This window comes from Microbacterium trichothecenolyticum (assembly GCF_000956465.1).
Classification (GTDB): Bacteria; Actinomycetota; Actinomycetes; order Actinomycetales; family Microbacteriaceae; genus Microbacterium; species Microbacterium trichothecenolyticum.
Map to the genome: position 1 here is coordinate 46,715 of NZ_JYJA01000033.1, position 23,574 is coordinate 70,288.

Annotated in this window: 17 protein-coding genes and 1 pseudogene; 8 read left to right on the forward strand and 10 right to left on the reverse strand. The window is 71.1% G+C overall.

Annotated features, from left to right (window positions below):
- Positions 1 to 2: 2 nt before the first annotated feature.
- From RS82_RS08815 to RS82_RS08825, 3 genes are read right to left on the reverse strand one after another with little or no spacing between them, the layout of a single operon-like run.
- Entirely contained in the window at positions 3 to 416 is a 414-nt protein-coding gene (locus RS82_RS08815) for an RbsD/FucU family protein (RefSeq protein WP_045298453.1), read from the reverse strand.
- Positions 417 to 429: 13 nt separating this feature from the next.
- Positions 430 to 1,392, reverse strand: a complete 963-nt coding sequence (locus tag RS82_RS08820; RefSeq protein WP_045298455.1) for an aldo/keto reductase — start codon at positions 1,390 to 1,392, stop codon at positions 430 to 432.
- Complete coding sequence (locus RS82_RS08825) at positions 1,379 to 2,674, reverse strand: enolase C-terminal domain-like protein (RefSeq protein WP_045298457.1); 1,296 nt, start codon at positions 2,672 to 2,674, stop codon at positions 1,379 to 1,381. The genes RS82_RS08820 and RS82_RS08825 overlap by 14 nt, the downstream gene beginning before the upstream one ends.
- Before the next feature lie 136 nt (positions 2,675 to 2,810).
- On the opposite strand from RS82_RS08825, the gene RS82_RS08830 reads away from it, so the two are divergent.
- Both RS82_RS08830 and RS82_RS08835 read left to right on the forward strand, forming a co-directional pair.
- A complete protein-coding gene (locus RS82_RS08830) occupies positions 2,811 to 3,671 on the forward strand; it encodes a fumarylacetoacetate hydrolase family protein (protein ID WP_045298459.1) in 861 nt (286 codons plus the stop codon).
- The gene (locus RS82_RS08835; protein ID WP_045298722.1) at positions 3,668 to 4,429 is read left to right on the forward strand and encodes an SDR family NAD(P)-dependent oxidoreductase; all 762 of its coding nucleotides are present in this window, start codon (positions 3,668 to 3,670) and stop codon (positions 4,427 to 4,429) included. Before RS82_RS08830 ends, RS82_RS08835 begins: the two co-directional genes overlap by 4 nt.
- A gap of 176 nt (positions 4,430 to 4,605) precedes the next feature.
- Here RS82_RS08835 and RS82_RS08840 read toward each other — a convergent pair whose 3' ends face one another.
- Positions 4,606 to 5,454: an amidohydrolase family protein gene (locus tag RS82_RS08840; protein ID WP_045298461.1), complete on the reverse strand. Its 849-nt coding sequence runs from the start codon at positions 5,452 to 5,454 to the stop codon at positions 4,606 to 4,608.
- A gap of 74 nt (positions 5,455 to 5,528) precedes the next feature.
- Here RS82_RS08840 and RS82_RS08845 point away from each other — a divergent pair, with 74 nt between their 5' ends.
- The gene (locus RS82_RS08845) at positions 5,529 to 6,209 is read left to right on the forward strand and encodes a FadR/GntR family transcriptional regulator (protein ID WP_045298462.1); all 681 of its coding nucleotides are present in this window, start codon (positions 5,529 to 5,531) and stop codon (positions 6,207 to 6,209) included.
- A gap of 45 nt (positions 6,210 to 6,254) precedes the next feature.
- Here RS82_RS08845 and RS82_RS08850 read toward each other — a convergent pair whose 3' ends face one another.
- Both RS82_RS08850 and RS82_RS08855 read right to left on the reverse strand, forming a co-directional pair.
- On the reverse strand, positions 6,255 to 8,723 hold the full coding sequence (locus RS82_RS08850) for a X2-like carbohydrate binding domain-containing protein (protein ID WP_045298464.1): 2,469 nt from the start codon (positions 8,721 to 8,723) through the stop codon (positions 6,255 to 6,257).
- Positions 8,724 to 8,828: 105 nt separating this feature from the next.
- Positions 8,829 to 11,054, reverse strand: a complete 2,226-nt coding sequence (locus tag RS82_RS08855) for an alpha-galactosidase (RefSeq protein ID WP_045298466.1) — start codon at positions 11,052 to 11,054, stop codon at positions 8,829 to 8,831.
- Positions 11,055 to 11,189: 135 nt separating this feature from the next.
- Between RS82_RS08855 and RS82_RS08860 the strand changes: the two genes are divergently transcribed.
- From RS82_RS08860 to RS82_RS08875, 4 genes are read left to right on the forward strand one after another with little or no spacing between them, the layout of a single operon-like run.
- The gene (locus RS82_RS08860; protein ID WP_045298468.1) at positions 11,190 to 13,595 is read left to right on the forward strand and encodes a glycosyl hydrolase family 95 catalytic domain-containing protein; all 2,406 of its coding nucleotides are present in this window, start codon (positions 11,190 to 11,192) and stop codon (positions 13,593 to 13,595) included.
- Positions 13,585 to 14,592, forward strand: coding sequence for an acetylxylan esterase (locus RS82_RS08865; protein WP_045298470.1), 1,008 nt, complete (start codon positions 13,585 to 13,587; stop codon positions 14,590 to 14,592). The genes RS82_RS08860 and RS82_RS08865 overlap by 11 nt, the downstream gene beginning before the upstream one ends.
- A 14-nt stretch (positions 14,593 to 14,606) precedes the next feature.
- Complete coding sequence (locus RS82_RS08870; protein WP_045298472.1) at positions 14,607 to 15,773, forward strand: ROK family transcriptional regulator; 1,167 nt, start codon at positions 14,607 to 14,609, stop codon at positions 15,771 to 15,773.
- Between the two features lie 36 nt (positions 15,774 to 15,809).
- The gene (locus tag RS82_RS08875; protein WP_045298474.1) at positions 15,810 to 16,898 is read left to right on the forward strand and encodes a mandelate racemase/muconate lactonizing enzyme family protein; all 1,089 of its coding nucleotides are present in this window, start codon (positions 15,810 to 15,812) and stop codon (positions 16,896 to 16,898) included.
- Between the two features lie 143 nt (positions 16,899 to 17,041).
- On the opposite strand, the gene RS82_RS08880 is transcribed toward RS82_RS08875, so the two are convergent.
- From RS82_RS08880 to RS82_RS08890, 3 genes are all read right to left on the reverse strand, one after another.
- Positions 17,042 to 18,676 carry a type 2 periplasmic-binding domain-containing protein gene (locus tag RS82_RS08880; protein WP_045298476.1) on the reverse strand — a complete coding sequence of 545 codons (1,635 nt, stop codon included), beginning with the start codon at positions 18,674 to 18,676 and terminating at the stop codon, positions 17,042 to 17,044.
- 62 nt (positions 18,677 to 18,738) lie between these two features.
- Entirely contained in the window at positions 18,739 to 19,731 is a 993-nt protein-coding gene (locus RS82_RS08885) for a carbohydrate ABC transporter permease (RefSeq protein WP_245619561.1), read from the reverse strand.
- A complete protein-coding gene (locus tag RS82_RS08890; protein WP_211255895.1) occupies positions 19,728 to 20,702 on the reverse strand; it encodes an ABC transporter permease in 975 nt (324 codons plus the stop codon). The genes RS82_RS08885 and RS82_RS08890 overlap by 4 nt, the downstream gene beginning before the upstream one ends.
- A 1,021-nt stretch (positions 20,703 to 21,723) precedes the next feature.
- On the opposite strand from RS82_RS08890, the pseudogene RS82_RS22035 reads away from it, so the two are divergent.
- Positions 21,724 to 21,942: pseudogene (locus RS82_RS22035) on the forward strand (alpha-1,3-galactosidase-related protein); the annotation flags it as partial.
- 663 nt (positions 21,943 to 22,605) lie between these two features.
- Here RS82_RS22035 and RS82_RS21020 read toward each other — a convergent pair.
- Complete coding sequence (locus RS82_RS21020; protein WP_084695545.1) at positions 22,606 to 23,532, reverse strand: J domain-containing protein; 927 nt, start codon at positions 23,530 to 23,532, stop codon at positions 22,606 to 22,608.
- Positions 23,533 to 23,574: the final 42 nt, after the last annotated feature.

A 23,574-nucleotide genomic window follows, 5' to 3' on the forward strand; every position in this document is an offset into this window, starting at 1 on the left:
GCTCAGGCGGCCGGGTAGCCGACGACGCCCTTTCGCAGGAGGGCGTTGCCGTACGTGCGGGTCTCTCCGGTGCGCACGATCACGTACGCGGTCTTCGCGAGCTCGTAGTACTCGAACCGGTCGACGTAGCGCGGGTCGTCGACTCCCGCTGCGGCGGCGAGCTCACGCTGCACGTCGAGCACCTCGCCGTCGGCCGACGCCATGAGATCCAATGCGGGCGCGTCGTCCAGCGGCACAACGCTGCGCACCGCCGCCAGCACCTCGGGCGTCGTCGTTCCCGGCAGATCGATGACGCGTGCGCCGATGGCCCACGCGGGGAAGTGCGCGTCGGCGATCACGACCGCGTCGGAGTGGCCCATGCGGTCCAGATGGAGCAGCAGCTCCCCGGTCAGCAGCGGGTTGATGCCCTCGAGCATGAGGATCCCTTCGTCAGCGGATGAGGCCGTCGGCGGCCAGATCGTCCCACAGCGCGGCGGGGATGTCGATCGCCATCAGCTCGGCGTTGCGGCGCAGTTGCTCGGGGCGGCTGCCGCCCACGACGACCGAGCGCACCGCGGTGTCGCGCAGTGCGAACTGCACCGCCGCAGCGGGAAGCGGAACGGCGTGTGCGCGGCACACGGCCAGGATCGCCTGCAGCCGCTCCCACAGCGGCTCCGGCATCCGTCCGTACTCGTACCGGTCGGATCTCTCCGGCTCGTCCTTGGCGAGCAGGCCGGAGTTGAAGACGGATGCCGCCACCACCCCGGTCTCGCGCGCATGACAGGCGGGCAGTACGGCGTCGGCGGCCGGCTGCTCGAGCAGCGTGTAGCGGCCGGCGATCATGATGAGGTCGAGGTCGGCGCTCTCGACGGCGGCGGCGAGCGCCTCGCTGACCATCGACCCGATGCCGATACCGTCGACCGATCCCTCTGCGCGCAGCTGCTCGAGCGCGGGGAACGCCTCGCGCAGCGCGAGGTCGAGATCGTGGCGCTCGGGATCGTGCAGGTAGAGCACGTCGACGCGGTCGAGGCCGAGCCGCTCGAGGGACTCCTCGAGGCTCGCCCGGATGCCCGCCTCGGAGAAATCCCACTCGCGCCGCAGCGTCGTCGGCACGTGGAAGTCGGCGGCGAGATCGAGCCCGCCGTCGTCATCGGGGTTGGGGCGGAGCAGACGCCCGGCCTTCGTCGAGATCACGAACTCGTCGCGCGGCTTGGTCCGCAGGAACGCGCCCAGGCGTCGCTCCGACAGCCCCAGCCCGTAGTGGGGAGCGGTGTCGTAGTAGCGGATGCCGCTCTCCCACGCCGCATCGAGGATGGCCCAGGCCTGCTCGTCGCTGAGTTCGCGGAAGAGGTTGCCGATGTTCGCCGCGCCGTACCCGAGTCGCGTCAGCGCGGGGAGTTCAGGCCGCGGCATGCGCCGTCCCGAACTCGTACTCGGCGCGGCTGGCCGCCTTCATCTCCATGCCTGTGCCGGGCGCGGTCGGCGCCACGTACACGCCGCCGCGCACCTCAGTCGGTACGACGAAGTGCTCGTGCAGGTGATCGACGTACTCGATCATGCGGCCTTCGCGGGTGCCGGTCACGGCCACGAAGTCGAACATCGAGAGGTGCTGGACGGCCTCGCAGAGGCCGACGCCGCCCGCGTGCGGGCACACCGGCACGCCGAACTTCGCCGCCAGCAGCAGGTTCGCGATGTTCTCGTTGACGCCGCCGACGCGGGCCGCGTCGATCTGCATGACCGAGATCGCGCCGGCCTGCAGCAGCTGCTTGAAGATCACGCGGTTCTGCGCATGCTCGCCCGTCGCCACGCGCACCGGCGCGATGCCGCGCGCGATCTCGGCGTGACCGAGCACGTCGTCCGGGCTGGTGGGCTCCTCGATCCACGCGGGGTCGAACTCGGCGAGCGCGTTGACCCACTCGATCGCCTCCGACACCTCCCAGCGCTGGTTGGCGTCGATCGCGATCGGGAATCCTTCGCCGCACACCGCGCGCGCGACGCGGAGTCGGCGGATGTCGTCATCGAGGTCGGCGCCGACCTTGAGCTTGATCTGCCCGAAGCCGTCGGCGATCGCCTCGCGGCACAGGCGCGCGAGCTTCTCGTCTGAGTAGCCCAGCCACCCGGGGCTCGTCGTGTACGCCGGGTAGCCGGTGGCGAGCAGCTCGCTCTCGCGCTCGGCCCGGCCGGGCTCGGCGTCGCGGAGGATCCGCAGCGCGTCCTCGGGGGTGAGCGCGTTCGAGAGGTAGCGGAAGTCGACGAGCGCGACGAGCTCCTCGGGGCTCATGCGCGACAGCAGCTGCCACAGCGGGAGTCCGGCGCGCTTGGCCTTGATGTCCCACAGCGCGTTGACGACCGCGCCGATCGCCATGTGCATGACGCCCTTCTCGGGGCCGAGCCAGCGCAGCTGCGAGTCGCCGATGAGCTCGCGGTTGATCGCGCCCATCTCGTCGAGGAGCGGCTCGAGCTCGCGACCCACGAGGTGTGCCGCGAGGGCGTCGAGCGCGGCGACCTGAACATCGTTGCCCCGCCCGATCGTGAACACGAAGGCGTGTCCTGAGACATGGTCCGCGGCATCCGTCACGATACGCAGATAGGCGGCGGAGTAGTCGGGGTCGGGGTTCATCGCGTCGGAGCCGTCGAGGCTCAGCGACGTGGGGAATCGGATGTCTGTCGTCTCGAAGGCGACGATGCGGCTCACGGGGCGTTCTCCAGCGGTTCGCGGTTCGGGGAATCGAACCGCTCGAAGTGTAAACATCGGATGTCTATACTGTCAATCACGCCCGCGGGCAGCGACGGCACCGACGCCGCCCCGCACCGAGAAATCCAGGAGAACCATGAAGTTCGCGCGCCTCGGCGAGTCCGGCAGCGAGATCCCCGTCGTCATCGACGGCGGTCGTCACCTCGATCTGCGCCCGCTCACATCCGATGTCGACGGTCGATTCCTCGCGGACGATCCCGTCGGCCGCACCTCCGCCGCGATCGCCGCAGGACTTCTCGCGGAGCTCGAGGGAGCCGCCGGACTGCGCATCGGCGCCCCGATCGCCCGTCCGAGCGCCGTCATCTGCATCGGCCAGAACTATGCCGCGCATGCGCGCGAGTCAGGTGCGGAGCCGCCGACCGTGCCGATCATCTTCCTCAAGACCCCGAACACCGTCGTCGGACCGAACGACGCCGTGACGATCCCCCGCGGCAGCGAGAAGACCGACTGGGAGGTCGAGCTCGGAGTCGTGATCGGCAGCCGCACCGCGTACCTCGACAGCCCTGACGAGGCCGACGCCCACATCGCCGGCTACGTGGTCGCCAACGACGTGTCGGAGCGCAGCTTCCAGATGGAGATCTCGGGCGGGCAGTGGTCGAAGGGCAAGATCGCCCACGGCTTCAATCCGACGGGCCCGTGGCTGGTCACGGCCGACGAGGTCGACGTGCAGAACCTCGGCCTGAGGAGCTTCGTCAACGGCGAACCCCGCCAGGACTCGAACACGAGCGACATGATCTTCGACGTGCGCGCCATCGTGCACCACCTCTCGCAGTTCGTCACCCTCGAACCCGGCGACCTGATCCTCACCGGCACGCCGCAGGGCGTGGCGTTCGGCGGCAGGTTCCCGTACCTGAAGGCCGGCGACGTCGTCGACATCGAGATCGACGGCCTCGGCGCGCAGCGCCAGGAGTTCGTGGCATGGGAGGCCGCGCGATGAGCGGCCGGCAGCTGGACGGCCTCGTCGCCGTCGTCACCGGCGGCGCATCGGGCATCGGCGCCGCGATCGCGACCGCCCTCGCCGGCGAGGGCGCGGAGGTCGCGGTGCTCGACCTCGATCCGTCCGGGGCCGACCCGCGGTTCGCGGCGTTCGCCGCAGACGTGTCGGACCGCGCCGCCGTCGACCGGGCGATCGCCGGGGTCGGCGAGCGGTTCGGCCGCATCGACATCCTCGTGAACAACGCGGGGATCGGCGCGCAGGGCGACATCGCGGCGAACGACGACGCCGAGTGGGCCCGCGTGTTCTCCATCAACGTCACGGGCATCGCGCGCGTCACGGCGGCGGCGCTGCCGTGGCTGCGGAAGTCGCCGTCCGCTGCGATCTGCAACACGTCGTCGATCGCAGCGACCGCGGGCCTGCCGCAGCGGGCGCTGTACAGCGCCTCGAAGGGCGCCGTGCTCTCGCTCACCCGCGCGATGGCCGCCGACCACCTCCGCGAAGGCATCCGCGTGAACGCGGTCAACCCGGGCACCGCCGACACCCCGTGGATCGGCCGCCTGCTCGCGAGCGCGCCCGACCCCGCGGCCGAGCGCGCCGCCCTCGAGGCCAGGCAGCCCCACGGCCGCCTGGTGTCGGCCGCCGAGGTGGCCGGGGCCGTGCTCTACCTCGTGAGCCCGTCGTCGGGCTCCACGACCGGCACCTACATCGAGGTGGACGGCGGGATGTCGCCGCTCCGCCTCCGTCCGGCCGGCTCCTGACTCATCGCGCCAGGCGGTAGATCGCGCCCCCGGCCGCGGCATCCGTCCCACAGGTCAACCGGGGTTCTGCAGGACGATTCCCCGCCGAGTCTCCTGTAAGACCCCGGTTGACCTGTCGAACGAGCACGCGGGAGGGCGCGCGCGGCCCCCCACGCTTCCGGCGGGGACGGATGCCGCTACCCCAGGCCGTAGACACGCTCGGCGTTCTCGGCGAGCACCGCCTTCCGGTGGCGCTCGCCGACGCGGTCCTCCAGCCACGACGACACCGTGTCGAGCCAGCGCCCGTACGGCCCCGATACCGGCCAGTCGCTGCCGAACAGCAGGCGGTCGGGACCGAAGGCGTCGAGCGCCACGTCGAGGAACGGCCGCATCTGAGCATCGGTCCACTCGCCGGGCGACTCCGCGGGCAGGCCCGAGAGCTTGCACACCACGTTCGGTCGCCGGGCGAGGTCGCGCAGCGACTCCGCCCAGGGCGTGCCGTCGGCGGGGTCGGCGTCGTCCGGTGACCCCACCTCGGGCTTGCCCAGGTGGTCCAGCACGATGGCGAGGTCGGGCAGCGCGTCCGCGAGCGCGACGACGTCCGGCAGCTGCTCCCACCGCACGCAGGCGTCGAACGAGAGCCCGGCGACAGCCACCGCCTCCGCCGCGCGCAGGAAGCCCGGGCGCAGGCAGAAGCCCTCGGGCTCGGACTGCAGCAGCCGGCGCACCCCGACGACGAGCGGCCGCTCCGCATAGGCCGCGAGGTGCTCCTCGGTCGCGGCGGGGTCCTCGAGCGGCGCGCGTGCGACGATGCCCCGCACCGGGACGTGAGAGGTGAGCGACGCGACCCAGTCGACCTCGGCGACCGCCTGCCCGGGCTCGCACTCCGCCTGCACGAACACGAAGCCGCAGTCGGCGTCGGGGGCGTCCTGCAGGGCGACATCGAGCTCGTCAGGCCCGAAAGATCGGAGCAGAGGTCCTTCGAGCCACTCGTACGTCAGGACCTCGGGGTCCCAGAGATGGAGGTGTCCGTCCACGACTCGCATGTCACCATCATGCCGCCGCCGCGCGGTGGTCACAGCATCCGTGTTCCCTGACATCCGATGTCTATGATGGGCGCGTGGCCGTCACCGACGAAGCGATCGAGAAGATCAAGGACATGATCGTGCGCGGCGAGCTGGCGCCGGGGTCGCGCCTGCCTCCCGAGAAGGACCTCGCCGAGCGCCTGGGCCTGTCACGCAACTCGATGCGCGAGGCCGTCAAGGCGCTCGAGGTCATCCGCGTGCTCGACGTGCGCCGCGGCGACGGCACCTACGTCACGAGCCTCGAGCCGAAGCTGCTGCTCGAGGCGATCTCGTTCGTCGTCGACCTCCACGACGACGACTCCCTGCTCGAGATCTTCGCCGTGCGCCGCGTGCTCGAGTCCCACGCGACGGGCCTGGCGGCCCAGCGCGCCGCCGACGACGACGTGGCGGATCTGGATGCCGAGATCAGCGCCGTCGCCCCCGACACCGACATCGAATCCCTGGTCGAGCACGACGTGCGCTTTCACAGCGCGATTGCGCGGCTCGCCGGCAACGACTACCTGGCGAGCCTGCTCGAGAGCCTCACCAGCCAGACGGTGCGGGCCCGCGTGTGGCGCGGGCTCACGCAGGCGGGCGCCGTCGAACGCACGCTCGCCGAGCATCGCGCGATCCTCGACGCTATCGCCGACCACGACATGGAGCTCGCCACCTCGATCGCCCAGGTGCACATCTCGGGCATCGAGCGCTGGCTGCGCCAGGCGCGCGAGACGGTCTGAGCCCGGGCGGCGAGGCGGCACGCCCCGCCACCCGGGCCGCTCGCATCAGCCGGTGACGTACGACAGCGCGTCGACGCGCATGACGTCGCCCGACGCCTTCACCAGGCGCAGCGTGTGCCGGCCCTTCTTGAGACCGTCCTTCGCGAACAGCTTCTGCTGCGTGAGGCGGGCGTCGCCCCGCAGATCGACCGTATCGACGAGCTTGCCGTCGAGGTACACCTCGACCTCTCCCTGATCCGGCGCGATCGGCCCCTTCACCGAGACGGACGTGCCTGAGAAGGTCATCGACACCGCTGCGCCGTCATCCCGTGTCCAGTGCACGTCGTCGCGGAGGTCGCCGCGGAAGCGGAACTCCAGCGCCGTGTCACCGTCGGGCAGGGCCGAGAGGAACGTGGAGCCGAAGACGACAGCATCCCCGTCGACCGTGTAGTCGGCGCCGCTCTTCAGCGCCGTGCCGTCGCGGTGGATCCCGGTCAGTTCGCCCGCGTCGCGCAGCAGGTGCACCGTCGCGGCCTCGGGGGCCGCCCGGTCGAACGCCACGTGATCCACGTCGATCAGGCTCTCCTGCACGACGTCGAGCCGGTCGAGCAGCATGAACTGGCCCGACTTCTTCACGACCCGGATCGTGTGGCTGCCGTTCGGCAGGTCGCGCTTGCTGAACACGGCCTGCTGCACGCCGCGCCCCTGGGACGGGTCGAGGTAGGTGCTCACGGTGCCGGCGAGCACGCCGTCGATGTACACCTCGGCGTCTCCCTGCGACTCGTGGGTCTCGGTGACCCAGTCGATGCCGGTGCCGACGAAGGAGTACTGGAACGCGCTGCCGTCGGCCTCGGCGTAGTGGACATCGTCCTGATGGTCCCCGAGCCCGCGCCCGCCGCTGTGGCTCCAGTTGCCGCTGTAGGCGATCGACGGATCGGTGTCGTTGACCGCGATCACCCGCGACGAGCCCGCCTGCGGAGCCGAACCGCCCTGCGACGAGTCGAACACCGAGACGGTCAGCGACTGCGACGCCGCGACGGCCTCTTCGCCGCCGTTGCGCGACCAGGCGCCCTCATACGTGAGCTGCGCGTCGTCGTCGTTCAGCTCCACCGTCGTGCCCTTGGCCGGGGTGAAGGTGAAAAGCCTCGCGCCGTGGATCGGCACGTCCGAGGCGACGAACGAACCCTCCGCGGTGCCGATGTTCTTCCGTGCCCAGAGGTCTCGCACCTTCGCCGAGCCGGTCAGCCCGATGTCGGGGAGCGACACCGTCAGGTCGGCATCCGTTCTGCCCAGGTTGAACACCGCGACGGTCACCGAGCCGTCGGGGTTCGCCGCGTACCACGTCTGCTGCGGAGAGGCGGTCGAGACCGGGTGCGCGGGGCGGCCCGCCTGGTTCACCGCGATCACCTCGGGGTTCGTGAGCAGCTCGATCCCGTAGTCGTCGAGCTGGGTCATGTCGTTGCCGACGTACATCGGCGCCGCCGCCACCGCCCACAGCGTGGCGGCCGTGCGCCGCTCGTCGCGGGTGAGTCCGTCCATCTTGCCGTTGCCCACGTTGAGCGAGTCGAAGTCGTTCCACCCGCGGTCGGGGCCGGCGTAGCGCCACCAGTCGGCCGCACGAGGGAACAGGCGCGCGATGTTGTCCCACGTCGTGAGCGCCGTCTTCTCGCAGTAGCACTCGACATCCCATTCGACGCGCCAGCCCTGCGCGTACTGGGCCCAGTAGTCGGCGTAGCGGATGTCGAGCGCCCAAGACAGCTCGAACCAGATGCCGTTGCGCTCGAGCGCCTGCGACCAGGCCGCGACGTCGTCGCGGGCGTCGAGCGACAGGTCGCCGATGCCCGACCCGGGCGTGACGCTGTCGAACTTGAGGAAGTCGATGCCCCACTCGCCGAACATGTCGGCGATGGAGTCGACGTACTTCTGCGCGCAGGGATTCGAGAAGTCGATCCGGTACCCGATGCCCCAGTAGTCGGCCTGCTGGATGGGCTGCTTCACGATGTCGCCGGTCGAGCAGTCTGGAGCGCCGTAGATGGGCAGGTCGGCCTCGTACACCTGCGGCGAGATGCCGGGGATCGCATAGAGCCCGACCTTCTGGCCGTTGCCGTGGATGTGGTCGATCACGGCCTGCAGGCCGTTCGGGTAGAGCTTCGCACTCGGTGTGGGCCGGCCGTACTCGTCGACGCCGTCGTTCCAGGCGGCGTCGATGTTGATGTACTCGTAGCCGGCGGACTGCAGCTTCTCGTGCATGGCGTCGGACTGGGCGATGATCTGGTCGGCGGTGATCCAGGTCGATCCGTTGCCCGCGTAGACCTGCATGCTGTAGCTGCTCCACCCCATGTAGGGGCGCGCGCCGAGGTCGTCGTCGGGGGCCGTCGCGGCGGGGGTGACGGCCGGACGGGGATCGGATGCCTCGGCCCGGGGCGCAGCGGCGGCCGCGGCCGCCCCGATTCCGAGGGTCGACGCGCCGACGGCGGCGACAGCCAGCGCCGCGAGCCACCGTCGCCCGTGGGCGTGGCGGTTTCTGGTGTTCATGGTTTCCTCTCTGCGGTGGGTTCGACGGTGAACCCGCGCCCGTGCCCTGGCCCCAGTGGCCTCTCACGCGCGGTTCCCAGAAGATGCGGATGCCCGATCAGCGGCTCATGCGAGCCTCTCGACGTCGAAAAGGAGCGCCTGCTGCGGGTTGAGGGTCGGCAGCGGCACGCCGGCCACGGCGAGGACTGCGCCGGGAAGCTCGATGCCGCCGTCGACGGCGAGACGCATCCAGTCCGGGTCCGAGACCTCGTGCCGGCTGGTCGCGCCGAGCTCCGCCCGCACCCGCAGGCGGTAGTGCGCGCGGGGGTCGAGCCCGGGGAAGCGCACGCGGCCGCTCTGCCCGTCGGGAGAGGTCGCGAGGCGGGTCCAGGTGAACAGCGCGCGCTCCCCGCCCGGCGCGACGATGCCGGTGAGCATCGCCGCGTCGTCGGCGAGGTCGGCGTTGACGACGTCGCCGGTGTGGATCAGCTCGCGCAGCTCGCGGTACAGCGCGGCCCACGCGGTGATGGTGCGCAGGTCGTCGGGGCTCGAGACGGTGAGGTCGGTCTCGATGCCGGCGTGGGCGGTGAGGGCGACGGCGAGCCGGAACGACAGGTCGGTCTCTCGCGACGTGGTGTGCGAACGGTGGGCGCCCAGGTGCGAGCCGATGAGCTCGGGCGGCACGAGCAGGCGCGTCCAGCGTTCGATGCGCGCGCGCTCGACGGGGTCGTTGCAGTCCGAGGCCCACACGCGGTCGGTGCGCTCCAGTATGCCGAGGTCGACACGGCCGCCTCCTCCGGAGCACGTCTCGATCTCCAGTCGCGGATGGCGCGCGCGCAGTTCGTCGAGGAGGCGGTACAGCGCGAGCGTCTGATCGTGCACGAGGGGCCGGTCGCCGCCGTCGCGGAGCGCGACCGGCTCGACGAGGTCGCGGTTGTGATCCCATTTGAGGTAGTCGATGTCGTACTCGGCGACGAGAGCGCTGATGCGCTCGAGGACCAGGGCGTACGCGTCCGGATTGGCGATGTCGAGCACGTGCTGGTTGCGGGCGGTGGCTCCGGCGCCCTGGCCGGGCGCCAGCACCCAGTCGGGGTGGTCGCGGGCGAGGTCGGAGTCGGGGCTGATCATCTCGGGCTCGAACCAGAGGCCGAACTGCATGCCGCGGTCGCGCACGGCGGCGACGAACGGCCCCAGTCCATCGGGCCAGACACGCTCGTCGACGAGCCAGTCGCCGAGTCCCGCGCTGGCGTCCCGGCGCCCGCGGAACCACCCGTCGTCGAGCACGATGCGTTCGACGCCGACCTCGGCGGCGCGGTCGGCGATCTCGACGAGACGCTCGAGGTCGTGATCGAAGTACACGGCCTCCCACGTGTTGAGCACGAGCGGGCGCGGCGCCCTGGGGTGACCGCGGCGGGCGCGGAGCCGCCGGTGGAAGCGGGCGGAGAGCCCGTCGAGGCCGCGGTCCGACCACGTGAACAGGACGGTCGGAGCGTCGTAGCGCTCACCGGGCTGCAGCACCACCTCCCCGGAGCGCAGCAGCTCGCCCGCGCCGATGACGCGCGACTGCGCCCCGGCGCCCTCGGGCAGTCGCTCGGCGAGGTATTCGCCGTCTCCGCTCCACGCCAGATGCACGCCCCACAGCTCGCCGTGCGCGAAGCCGAAGGCCGGCGTGCCCGCGACGAGGAGGAAGGGCGCGTCGTGCCCGGGCTTCCCGCGCCGTGCGCGGCGCGCGTGCGTGCCGAACGAGAAGGGCAGCCGCTGCGGCGCGCGCTCGCGGCACCACTTGCCGGTGAAGTCGAGCAGCTCGGCCGCGCGGTCCGGCAGGGGCACCAGCGCCCGCAGCCCGTCGACGAGGTAGGCCGATGCCGCGTCGGACGGGTTCTCGACCGAGAGGTCGACCGACAGCACGCCCGCGGCGTCCAAGCGGTACGTGAGGCGCGCCCGGGTGCCGGCTACGTCGTCGTCGAATCGGAGGCGGATGCTGCCGCCGCCGTCGTGCGCGGACTCGACGTCCGCTTTCACGAGCCGGGGGCGAGGGGTCGTGGCGGTACCGCCGCGGTGGCCCGCCTGTGCGGGCGTGCCGGCCCACCCGTCCTGCTCCGTCGGCCATACCGAGAAGACGCGCGGGACGTCGGGCGAGTTGTTGAGCACCGCGGGGACGGATGTCGCCCGCAGCGCCTTCGTCGCCCTCTCGTCCACGTCGCCGAGGTCGGCACCCCAGTGCAGCACGCGCGGCATCCCGCCTGCGAGATCCACGACCAGCGAGATCCCCGCCGCCCGCAGCACGTGCACGGCGGCCGGCGCGACTTCCGCGGCCGGCAACGTCTGGACGGCGCCCTCACCGTTGAGCATTCGAACTCCTCCGTCGAGTTTCTTGACATCGGTAATTAATCACGTTTACGCTGGCGTCGCAAGCAAAGATCCGAGGTCTGCGGGCGAAGACGCCCCGGACTCTCGCGATCTCGGACACCGACCCCGAGGACCGAGATGAGCGACACCCTGCGACTGTCGTGGGACGCACCCGCCGACCGCTGGGAAGAGGCCGCGCCGCTGGGCAACGGCCGCATCGGGGCGATGGCCTTCGGCGGCGCGACGGGGCGCTACGCACTGAACGACGCGACGGTGTGGTCGGGAACGCCCGACGGCCCCGCAGCTGCGCTCCGCGACGTGCTCGCGGCCGGCGCCGGTCCCGAGCGGCTCGCTGAGATCCGCGCGGCGCTCGACGCCGGCGACGCCCGCACGGCCGAAGCCCTGCTCATGACCTTCGAAGGCCCCTACTCCCAGGAGTTCCTCCCGCTCGGCGACCTCGCCGTCACGATCGCCGACGCGGTCGCCCCGACTCCCGCGCGCGTGCTCGACCTCGACGAGGCCGTGCTGACGGAGACGCTGCAGATCCCCGGCGGCACGGTCCGCCGGCGGTCGTGGGTGTCGGCGCCCGCCCGGGCCCTGATCGTCGAACTCACCGGCGACGTCGAGTTCACGGCATCCCTATCGCTCTCGACGCCGCTGCGCGGCACCCCGAACGGCCTCGGTCTCGACGTCGAGATCCCCGTCGACGGGGCCCCGCTGCACGAGACCTCGGTCGAGCCCCCGCTGCGGTATGCCGGGGCCGACCCCGACTTCGACGCCTTCGCGGCCGTCGCGGTCGCGCTGGACACCGACGGTTTCGTGGATGCCGCGCCCGCGCGCGCGGCCGTCCACGGGGCTCGCCGGCTGCTGATCGCCCTCTCCACATCGTCCCGCGCCGAGTTTTGGTGGGCCGACGCGGACGGGGAGTGGCGGACCGCCTCCCGCGAGGCGATCCGGGACCGCGCCATGCAGCGCGCGGATGCCGCGGCACACCGCGCACCATCCGCGCTGCTCGCCGAGCACCTCGCCGATCGTCGGCGAGGTGCTCGGGCGCGGTTCGCGATCGGCGGCCGCCGGGAAGGCACGTGGAACATCGACCGCGACATCCTCCACGGCGACGACGCCGGGCTGAAGGCGACGATCGCCGCCGAGTTCGGGGCGTACCTGCTCGCATCGTCGTCTCGTGCGGGCGGCCCGGCCGCGAATCTGCAGGGCATCTGGAACGACCAGCTGCGTCCCGCCTGGTCGTCGAACTACACGATCAACATCAACACCCAGATGAACTACTGGGCGGCGCCCGTGCTGGGCCTCGACGACGCCTCCGAGCCCCTGCTCGCGCTCGTCGAACGGCTCGCCCGCACCGGCGCCGACGTCGCACGCGAGCTGTACGGCGCGCGGGGCTGGGTGGCGCACCACAACGCGGACCTGTGGGGCTGGAGTCTTCCGGTCGGAGGGGGCCATGGCGCTCCGAGCTGGGCGATCTGGATGATGGGCGGCGTGTGGCTGACGCACAACCTGTGGGACGCGTACGCGTTCGGCGGCGACATCGACCTCCTCCGCTCCCGCATCTGGCCGGTCATGCGCGGCTCCGTCGAGTTCTGCCTCGACTGGCTCGTGCCCGGACCCGACGGGACGCTGCGGACCACGCCGTCGACGTCGGCCGAGAACTCCTTCGTCGGCCCCGACGGCGGGACGACCGCGATCGGGCTCACCGCGGCATCCGACATCTTCCTCATCCGAGGGCTCTTCGAGCGCGCGCTCGCGGCCGTGGCGGCGCTCGGAGTGGACGATCCGCTCTCGGCCGAGATCGACCGCGCGCTGGCCGCGCTCGCCCCGGTGGGGGTCCGCTCCGACGGCCGGCTGAGCGAATGGTCGGCGGAGGTCGTGGAGGTCGAGCCCCTGCACCGGCACCTCTCCCCCCTCGTCGGCATGTATCCGCTCGACACCCTCACACCCGACCGCGACCCGCACCTGTTCGACGCGGGCGTCCGCCTCCTCGATGCCCGCGGCTCCGGCGCGATGGGCTGGTCGTGGGCGTGGAAGATCGCGCTGCGCGCCCGCACGGGCGACGGCGATGCCGCGGCGCAGCTCCTCGACGAGGCGCTCGCGCCGTTCGAGGGCGACGCGACGCGCCACGGCCCCGTCGACGGCTCGGAGTGGGGCGGCCTGCTGCCGAACCTCTTCAGCACGCACCCGCCGTTCCAGATCGACGGCAACCTGGGATTCCCCGCCGGCATCGCCGAGATGCTGGTGCAGAGCCACGGCGGCGTCGTCCGGCTGCTGCCCGCACTGCCGTCGTCCTGGACCGACGGCGAGGTTCAGGGCATCGGCGCCCGAACCGGGCTCGTCGTCGACCTCGCCTGGCGCGACGGCTCGCTCGCGTCCGCGACGGTGCGCAGCATCCGTGGCGGCGAACGCGACGTGGCGGTCTTGTACGAAGGGCGCCGCGTGGTGCTCCGGGTGCCGGAAGGCGGAAGCGTCGACGTGCCGCTGGACGAGTCGGCACGCGCCGCTCTCGCGATCGGGGTGCACCATGCGCGGTGAGCTCACCCTGGTCGACGAGCCCACCACTCAGACCGAGCCGGCCGACTTCGACCGGTTCTGGGCCGACACCCTCGCCGAGACGCGACGGCACCCGCTCGACGTCACCGTCGAGCCGCGAGCGACGCGCCTCGCGGTCATCGATGTGTTCGACGTGACCTTCCGGGGCTTCGGCGGCACCCCGATCCGCGCCTGGCTGCGCATCGCGCACGGCGCGACCGGTCCGCTGCCCGGACTCGTGCAGTTCTTCGGTTACGGCAACGGGCGAGGCCACGCGCTGCGCGACCTGCGCTGGGCGGCGGCGGGGTATGCGCACCTCGTGGTGGACGCGCGCGGCCAGGGTCACGGCGACACCGACGACGACCGCGCCGACGGCGGCCCGTCGGCGGGCGGATTCCTCACGCGCGGCATCCGCTCGCCGTACGAGTACTACTACCGGCGGGTGTACGCCGACGCGGTGCGCGCCGTCGAGGCGCTGCGGACGCTCGACGTGGTCGACCCGGCACGCGTCGGCGCCGTCGGCGCGAGCCAGGGAGGCGGGATCGCGCTGGCGATCGCCGGGCTCGTGCCCGACCTCTCGGTCGCGATCGTCCAGGCACCGTTCCTCTGCGAGCTCGATCGCGCCGCCGAGCTCAGCGACGAGTACCCGTACGCCCTGCTGACCCAGTACTTCGCCGACCGGCGCCTCGACACCTCCGCCGCGCTCGACACGCTGCGCTACTTCGACGGCGTGAACCATGCCAAGCGCGCCACCGCCCCGGCCCTGCTCAGCACGGGGCTGCGCGACGGCATCGCACCACCGGCATCCGTCCTGCCCGCCTTCACCGCCTACGCCGGCCCGAAGCAGATCGTGCTCTGGCCGTACAACGGCCACGAGGCCGGGGGCGATCTCGACGAGGAGAACGCGCTCGACTTCGCCGCCGCCCACCTGGCGCCGGGGACGGACTGGCCGGCGACCGCGCGAGACGCCGACGCGCGGACTCGCTACCGTATCGACTGAGACCGAAGGAACAGATGGATCACGACACCACCGCGCGCGCGACGCTCATCCGTTCTGCGTCGGAAGCAGGATCGAGGGTGTTCGCCACCATTCTGACCCGGAGCCCGATCAGCCGCATCGACATCGCGCGCCAGACCGGGCTGTCGCAGGCGGCCGTCACGAAGGCGGTCTCGCCGCTCGTCGCCGCCGGTCTCGTCGACGCGCCGCCCGCCACCCAGCGCGACGGCAACCCGGGACGCCCCGCAGCGCCGGTGTCGATCGTCCCCGACGCGATGATGATGCTCGGGATCAAGGTCAACGTCGACGAGGTGATCGGCGTCGCCACCGACCTGGCGACCACTGTGCTCGCCGCCGAGAACCGTCCGCTGACCGTCCACGACCCAGCCACGGTGGCGACCGCCATCATCGAGGTCGTGCGCGCCCTCGAAGAGCGACTCGGCGCCAAGGCAGATGCCATCGCCGGCATCGGCGTGTCGGTGTCGGGCGATGTCGACACGTCCACCGGCATCGTCAGGGAGTCGGCGATCATGGGCTGGTCCGGCGAGGACTTCGGCGGCCGGATGCTGGCGCTCCTCGGCCGCCCCGTGACCCTCGAGAACGACGTGCATGCCCTGACGGTCGGCGAGCACTGGTTCGGAGTCGGCCTCGGGACCGAGTCGTTCGCCATCGTCACCATCGGCCGCGGCATCGGCAGCGGCCTGCACCTGAACGGCCAGGTGGTGACGGGCGCATACGGGGTCTCCGGAGAGATCGGGCATCTGCCGCTCGCCGACCCCGCACGGATCTGTTCGTGCGGGCGTCGCGGATGCGTCGAGGCGGTGGCCTCGACGGCCGCGATCGAGGCCACCGTGTCTTGCGCACTCGGCCGCGACGTCGGCATCGATGAGGCGGTCCGGCTCGCCCACAGCGGCGACCCGGCGGCCGAGGCCGCCTTCCGGGAGGCCGCCGGCCTCATCGGAACCGCCATCGCGACGCTGGTCAACCTCGCCGGCCCTGAGCTCGTCATCATCGGCGGCGAGGGCGTGTCGAACTTCGACCTGTTCGAGAAGACCCTGCGCGATGCGTTCGACGCGCACGCCTTCGGCGCCGCCGCGCGCTGCCGCATCGTCACGCGGCCGCATACCTTCCAGGACTGGGCCCGCGGCGCCGCCGCTGCCGCCATCCAGTCGCTCGTCCGCTGACGCCGCGCCGCGGCATCCGTCCCCATCGGAGAAGCCATGTCCGTCATCACGCACGCCCGCGCCATGCTCGTCGACATCCCGGTCGAGACCGTCCGCACCGATGCGGTGCAGTCGTTCCGGAAGCAGGAGACGATCGTCGTCGACCTCGACACCGACGACGGCACGCCGGGTCGCGGCTACGCGTACACGATCGGCACGGGCGGCCGTGCGGTGCTCTCGATGCTGCGCGAGCACCTGCTGCCCGCGGTCATCGGGCAGGACGTCCGCCGCCCCGAGGCGGTGTGGCGGCACGCGTTCTCGCAGACCCGCGCCACCACGGTCGGCGCGATCACCTCGCTCGCGCTCGCGGGGATCGACACCGCGGTCTGGGATGCCCGGTGCCGCCGCGACGGCGAGCCGCTCTGGCGCGCCGCCGGAGGCAGCAACCCCGAGGTGCCCCTCTACGACACCGAAGGGGGCTGGCTGCACATCGACACCAGCACCCTCGTCGCCAACACCGTCGCCGCCCGCGACGGCGGCTGGCACGGCTCCAAGCTCAAGGTCGGCTCGCCCGACCCGCGCCGCGATGTCGAGCGGCTGGCCGCCGTGCGCGCGTCGGTCGGCGAGGGGTATCGGCTGATGGTCGACGCGAACCAGGGGCTGACGCTCGCCGATGCGCGGGCACTCGCCCGCGCGATCGAGCCGTCCGCCATCTCGTGGCTCGAAGAGCCGCTGCCCGCCGACGACGTGTCGGCGCACGCGCGCCTCGTCGAGTCGACCTCCATCCCGATCGCGGTCGGCGAGTCGCTGTACTCGGTCGCGCAGTTCAAGGAGTACCTCGTACGGGATGCCGCCACCATCGTGCAGCCCGACGTCGCGCGCGTCGGCGGCATCACGCCGTGGCTGAAGATCGCACACCTCGCCGAGGCGTTCAACGTGCCGGTGGCGCCGCACTTCCTCATGGAGCTGCACGTCAGCCTGGTCGCAGCGGTGCCGAACGGACGCATCGTCGAGTACATCCCCCAGCTGCGCGCCGTCACGACGGCCGACCTCCGGGTGAGGGGCGGACGCACTGTCGCTCCCGACGAGCCGGGCATCGGCATCTCGTGGGACGACGACGCGCTCGAGGACCTGCGCGTGCTCTGAGCCGCGGCATCCGCTCGGTGTCGTCCGCCCGCGCACGCGACCGTCGTCACCCGAGCATTCGCGCCCCTCGCCGCGACACGACACCACCCGGCGGTCTCGCGACCGCCGGGTGGTGTCGTTCAGGACCCGCCGCTGCGGTGGGCCTACTTCAGCGCGTCGTAGAGCTCCTGCTCGAGCTGCAGGAACTGCGCGACGCCCAGACCCTCGAGGTCGTCGAGGTAGGCCTGCCAGGCACCGTCGTCGTTGATGTCGCGCTGACCTGTCACGAACTCCGCCTGGGCCTGCGTGACGTAGTTCGCGATGTTCGTCTGCAGATCGGCGAGCTCGGCCGACGTGTCGGCGTTCGGCCACAGCTTCTCGGACGGGAACAGGATGCTCTCGTCGGGCTTGTAGGGGTCGTACTCCTGCGATGCGATGAGCAGGCGCCGCTCGTAGCCGTCCGGCGAGTAGACGTCCTCGGGGACGACCTGCGAGTTGCGGTACTCCAGCGAGTCCCAGTACTGAGCCATCGAGCGCCACGCGGCGTTCGACGTCTCGTCGTACGTGAGGGGCTTGAACGTCGGGTCGAGTTCCGGGTCCAGCGCGACGTCGCCGTCGACTGCGGGGACCCACGCCTCCCCCTCAGGGCCCATCGCGCCGCGCTTGTCGCCGTCGTCGGTCACCAGGTAGTCGATGAGCTTGATCGCCTTGATGCGCTCGTCCTCGGTCGACTTGTTGGTCAGGGCGAACATGCCGAGCGGGTTCACGGGCGAGCGCCACGTCGCGAACTGCGTGCCGTCGGGACCGGCGACCGGGGCCACGGCGTCGTAGTTCTTGTCACGGCCGTCCGGGGACTCGGGCGTCACGAAGTCGTACGGGTGCAGATCGACCGCGGACCCGAGGATCTCGGCGCCCGAGTTGTCGCCGAGCGCCTTGAGCGCGTCGCCGTTCTGCGTGAACGCCGCGGTGTCCAGCAGACCCTCGGACGCGAGGGAGTTGATGTACGCGAGGCCCGCACGCCACTCGTCCGAGGTCGCGGCGAGCTTCACCTCGCCGCCTTCCATGACCATCGGCGGCGGGCTGGACGGGCCGGCCACGGGCGCGTAGGCGAAGGCGTTCATCAGGTAGTTGATGATGGGCTGGGTGGCCGAACCGCTCAGCGGCACCTCGTCCTGCACGCCGTTGCCGTTGGGATCGTCGTCCTTGAACGCCCGCAGCACGGCGCGCAACTCCTCCGTCGTCGTGGGCTGGTCGAGACCGAGGTTCTCGAGCCACGTGGAGTTCATCCACAGCTTCGACGGGAAGCTGCAGTGGTAGCACTCGCTCCACTGGGTGATCGCGTAGATGTGCCCGTCGGGAGCGGTGACCGACTCCTTCCAGTCCGGCTTCTCCTCGAAGCGCTCCTTGAGCGTCGGTGCGTACTCGTCGATGAGGTCTTCCAGCGGCAGCAGCACACCCTGCTGGCCGTACTTGAGGATCTCGCTGCGCGAGAAGGCGTCGACCCACGGCACCAGGAAGTACGCGTCGGGGTAGTCGCCGCTGGCCAGCGACACCTGCCGCTTCTCACCCGCGACGCTTCCGTCGTAGGTCGTGGTCTGCCAGTCGAAGTCGATGTCGAACTTCTCCTCGACCTCCTTGGTGAAGGCGTTGTCCTTGAGCGTCCCGTTGTCGCCCTGCGGACCGAACGCGACGAGCTTGCCGTCGTCTTCGGCGGCAGAGGGCGTGCACGCCGCCATCGCGAGCGTGGTCGCCGCGATCGCGATCGCAGCGACCGCTCCCCTCATCATGCTGTGCTTCATTGCCGGAATCTCCTTTGCCCGGGTCATATTGCGTGGTGGTGGGTCTGTGGGTGCAAGCACGGTCAGCCCTTGACGGCGCCGACCATGATCCCCTTGTTGAAGTACTTCGCGACGAACGGATAGACGACGAGCATCGGCACGGTCGCGATGACGACCGTCGAGTACCGCAGCAGGTCGGCCAGTTCGCGCCGGCGGAGCTGCTCGCCGACATCGCCGCCGCCGCCGGTGTCGTTGAGGACGAGCAGGCCGCGGAGCACGAGCTGCAGCGGCTGAAGGTCGGCGTTTCGGAGGTAGAGGAGCGCATCGAAGTACGAATTCCACTGCATGATCGCGTACATGAGCGCGATGACGGCGATCAGCGGCTTGGCCAGCGGCAGCACGATCGACCAGAGGATCCGCAGCTCGCTGGCTCCGTCGAGCTGCGCCGCCTCGTACACCTCGTCGGGGATGGACGTGCGGAAGAAGACCATCGCGATGATCACCTGCCAGACCCCGATCGCATTCGGCAGCAGCATCGACCAGCGGGTGTCGAGCAGTCCCAGCGACTGCACGACCAGATACATCGGGATCACGCCGCCGCTGAAGAGCATCGTGAAGACGACGGCGCCCGTGATGACCTTGCGTCCGAACAGGTTCTGGCGCGACAGCGGATACGCGACGGCGACCGTGCCGACCACACTGATGAGCGTGCCGACGAGGGTGTAGAAGACCGAGTTCGCGAAGCCGCGGACGATCGCGGGGTTGCCGAGCGCCTCCGCGTACCCGCGGAAGGTGATGTCGACCGGCCAGAACAGCACCTGACCCGACGAGACCGCGTGCGGGCTCGACAGGGAGCTCGCGACGATGTTCAGCAGCGGCAGCAGGACCACCAGCAGGAACACCCCGAGCAGGGCGTAGGCCACGATCACGAAGGTGCGATCCGCCCTGGTCTCCTTGATCCTCACCCCGCGCGATGCGGATCGCCTGGCTCGAGCACCGGCGAGGGAAGGCGCGGCGGCCACGCCGACGGCGGCCTCCTCGGCGAGGACGGCTTCTTTGCTGATGACGTTGCTCACCACAGCCCGCTTCCCGTGACCCGCTTGGACACCGCGTTCACGACGAGCAGCAGCACGAGGCTGATCACTGCGTTGAACAGACCGATCGTCGCCCCGAGACTGAAGTTCGCGTTGAGGATGCCCGTCTTGTAGACGTAGGTCGGGATGATCTCCGACGTCGAGAGGTTGAGGGCGTTCTGCAGCAGGAAGGCCTTCTCGAACCCGATCGCCATGATGTTGCCGACGCCGAGGATGAGGATGATGGTCGCCGTCGGCATCAGCGCCGGCAGATCGACGTGCCGGATCTTCTGCAGGCGCGAGGCGCCGTCGATCTTCGCGGCCTCGTACAGCGAGACGTCGACCGAGGCGAGCGCGGCGAGGTAGATGACCGCGGAGTAGCCCGTCGTCGTCCAGAGGTCTGTGGCCACGTAGATGTGCCGGAAGAAGTCCGCATCGGCGAGGAGATCGACCTGCCCGGCGCCGAAGAAGCTGAACGTGCGCCCCAGCAGACCGACGCGGGGCGACAGCAGCAGGATCGTCATCGAGACGATCACGACCGTCGAGATGAAGTACGGGGCGTACGTCACGAGCTGCACCGTGCGCTTGAAGAAGCGCAGGCGCACCTCGTTGAGGGCGAGCGCCAGGATGATGGGCAGCGGAAGGCTCGCGACCAGGGTGTACGCGGCCAGGATGAACGTGTTGGCGACCAGCCGCGGGAATACCGGGTTGCGGAACAGCCGCTCGAAGTTGTCGAAGCCCACCCACGGGCTCCCCCACACCCCGTCGATCGGGTTGTAGTTCTTGAACGCGATGATCGCGTTGGCCATCGGGACGTACCGGAACACGATGAACCAGACGATCGGCACCAGCAGGAGCAGATAGAGCTGCCAGTAGCGCCGCACGCTCCGGGTGAGCCGGGACCGGTGCGACACCGACCGCGGCTTCGAGATCACCGCCTCGGCGGGTGTTGCGTGCTCAACGTCGAGCGTCATCTGGATCCTCCAGGGAGTTACTTTACGTCGTAATATTATGTTGTCGACCCCGATTCCGCTACTGGATCATCCGATGTCTCCGATTTCGGGGCGTCACAGGCTCGCAAGGAGGCGATCCATGGCCGTTGCCCTCGACGTGCGCGATTTCGGATTCCAGCCCGGCGTCACGGCCGATGCCGGTCCCTCACTGCGCAGCGCGCTGCAGGCCGCCCGAGGTGGCGCCCGGCTCGAACTCGTCGCCGCGGACTACCACGTGTGGCCCGAGACGTCCGTTCACCGGGAACTGTTCGTCTCCAACACCGTGGGGACCGATCCGCGGTTCGCGACGAAGTCCCTCGGGCTGGTGCTCGACGGCGTGGAGGACCTCGTGGTCACCGCCCCCGGCGCGCGGCTGGTCGTGCACGGGCGGCAGACGGCGCTCGCGGTGATCGACAGCCGGCGCGTGGTCGTCGACGGGCTGGAGATCGACTGGGCCGTCCCCACGGTCGTCGACGTGACGGTGGCGGAAGCGGGCGCGGGCGCCGACGGCGGATGGCGGCTGCTGACGGTCCCCGCCTGCACGCGGTTCCGCGTCGACGGGACCGACGTCGTCTGGCTCTCCGAACGGTCGCCGTCGACGGGCGAGCACTACTGGTCGGGCCGGAACGCCCTCGCGTACAGCCAGACCTGCGACCTGGCCACCGGACGTGTCCGGCGCGCCCGCTGCCCACTGTTCGACGACGTCGCGCGCATCGAGGTGATCGACGACCGCACGATGCGGGTGTCATACCTGACGTCTTCCGTGCCGGAGGATCGGGGGCTCGTGTATCAGCTCCGCGAGACGGATCGCGACCACCCCGGCATGCTCGTCCTCGACTCGGCGGAGGTCGCGATGCGCCGCATGCGCATCCGTTACCTGCACGGCTTCGGCATCGTCGCGCAGAACGGCAGGGACCTCACGCTCGATCGCGTCGTCTTCCGGCCTCCGGAGGGCACGGGACGGGTCACCGCCGGGTTCGCCGACTTCGTCCAGTGCTCGGGGATGCAGGGGCGGGTCGACATCCGCGACTGCGAGTTCGACGGGCCGCACGACGACGCGATCAACATCCACGGCACGTATCTCGCCGTGACCGACGCCGACGGGAACGCGATCGACCTCGCGTACATGCATGACGAGACCGCAGGTTTCCCGCCGTTCGCGCCCGGCGACGAGATCGAGCTCGTCGAGCGCCGCACGCTCCGGCCCGTGCACGCGACGACCGTCGCGGCGGCGACCGGTCCCACCGGACGCGACTCGGCGTCGCTCGCCGCGCCGATGCGGGCACGGCTGGTCGACGCGCTGCCCGCCGCCGTCCTCGCGCAGGCGCGGGCGGGCGAGCTGGCGGCCGAGAACACGACGCGGACGCCGGAGGTGACGATCGACGGATGCCGCTTCCGCCGCATCCCGACGCGCGCGATCCTCGTCACGACGCGACGGCCCGTGCGCATCCAAGGCTGCCGATTCGAGAGCATCGCGATGCCGTGCATCCAGATCGCCGCGGACGCGACCGGGTGGTGGGAATCCGGGCCCGTGAGGGACGTCCGTGTCGAAGGGAACACGTTCCGCGATGTGGTCTCAGGGGTGCTGGAGGTCGCACCCGGGGTCGCCTCCGACGCGCCGCCGGTCCACGACGCGGTGAGGTTCGAGCACAACGACGTCGAACTCGCCGAGGCGCTGCTCGCGGACATGCGCGGCCTGCGCTCGTTCGTCGCCCGCGACAACGCGGTGCGGTGGTCGACAGGTGCGACCGTGTCGCGCGAGGCGCCGGTGATCCGCGCAGCGGCCGCGGTGCACGTCGAGTGGCGCGCGGGCGGTGCGAGTTCGCTCCACCCGGTCGTGCGACGCCCCTCCTGGGTGACGCGGCCTCCCGGCTTCCCGCCGGGTCTACGCGAAGCGCACGGTCTGCTGCAGGCGCGTGCGGTAGTCGAACACCTCGTTGCCGCCGATGTCGCGCGCGCCGGTGATGCCGCGACGCAGCACCGTGGCCAGGGCGCTGCGCGAGACGACGGCGACGCGCACGCCGCGTACGCGGCCGATCTCGTCGATCGGGGTGAGCACGTCCTCGTCGGGGAGCACGACGATCGCGCCGCTGAAGCGCACGCCGGCGGCGCGTGAGATCACCCGCATGCGTGAGAGCAGCTCGGCGATCGGGGCGCCGGGCACGCCGTCGCCGACGAACTCGCCGCGGCGGATGCGCGCCGGGCCCCCGAAGTCCTCCGACAGCACCCCGTACAGACCGCTGGGGCCGAGCACGATGTGGTCGATCTTCGCGTCGGGGTCGGCGTCGCGCCCCGCGGCCGCCACGTCGTGCCACACCGTGTACCCCATGCCGAGGTCGGCGACGATGCGGGCCGTCGCCTCCTCGGCGAGCGCGTCGGCCAGCAGGCGTCGCAGCGCCACCGGGGCCGAGCGCACGAGCGCCGGGTCGTACGGATCATCGAGCGTGACGCCGCGGCCGGCCCACTCGCGGATCAGGGTGAGGTAGCGCTCACGGCGCCAGCCGCCGGGATGCCCGTAGGAGCGGGCGCGCGGACGGGTGTCGGTGCGCGCCGCGGGCGGTCGCCAGCCCGACCACTCGGGAGCCGCCGCCTCGCCGAAGCCGTGCCCGCGGTCGTACGCCGCGCGGGCCTGCGGCGTGCCGACGAGCTCCCACGCCCGCTGCACCTGGATGAACACCGCCGCGTCGCCGCCGGTGTCGGGGTGCGTCTGCCGCAGGCGCAGGCGATACGCCTTGCGGAGGGTCTCCTCATCGACCTCGGGGGCTACCGCGAGCACCTCGTAGGCCGACGCCGAGAGCGGACTGTCGAACACGTGCCCTCCCGCGGGACTGCGATGACGGATGCTGCGAGCCGC